The sequence below is a fragment of the Blastococcus saxobsidens genome, assembly GCF_010682065.1.
Classification (GTDB): domain Bacteria; phylum Actinomycetota; class Actinomycetes; order Mycobacteriales; family Geodermatophilaceae; genus Blastococcus; species Blastococcus saxobsidens_B.
On record NZ_JAAGWG010000054.1, the window covers coordinates 1 to 577 of the forward strand.

A 577-nucleotide genomic window follows, 5' to 3' on the forward strand; every position below is an offset into this window, starting at 1 on the left:
GCCTGAGCGGCCACTGAGGCGGCTTCATTGATCGCGGCTACCCCACCCGTCTCCAGGTCCTTCATGCGGCTCTCAGCCGCCTCTGCGCGGCTCTCCGCGCCTTTTTGCGCCTCTAGGGCCTGGTCCCGCGCCGCTTCAGCAGCACCCTTCGCTGCCTCGACCCTCTCCAGAGCTATGATCTGAGCCTCCAGCCCTTCGACCTTCCCCTCGGCTTCTGACGCCCGACGTTCGTAGATCTCGGCGTTTTTCAGAGCCTTTTCTGCACGATCCTCGTCTTGCTCGGCCTTCGCTCTGGCCTTTTCGGCCCGAACCTCGTTTTTCAGGATTTTTTCTTTGAGCTCGGCGAGCTCCTGGCGCTTCGCCTCGATCTCCAGGGGCAGGTCGGTGTGAAGCTCTGCTACGGACCGGTTCACGAGCTCATGAGGAGCCGCTCCGGCCTCTGCGCGAGCCTTCCGCGCCCTCCCCCTCTCCAGATCGGGCATGAAGGCCTGTAGGGCCTCGTGGAGGGCCGTCTGTAGGTCCCTGAGGACCCCACGCCCCATATGGGTGGATAGGGGCTGTCCGTCGACGTCATAGC

At 64.1% G+C, this 577-nt stretch carries 1 protein-coding gene; it reads right to left on the minus strand.

What is annotated here, in order from left to right; all coding sequences use genetic code 11:
• The coding region (locus tag GCU60_RS19560; RefSeq protein ID WP_204262355.1) for a hypothetical protein at nt 1–577 on the minus strand (577 nt) is incomplete at both ends.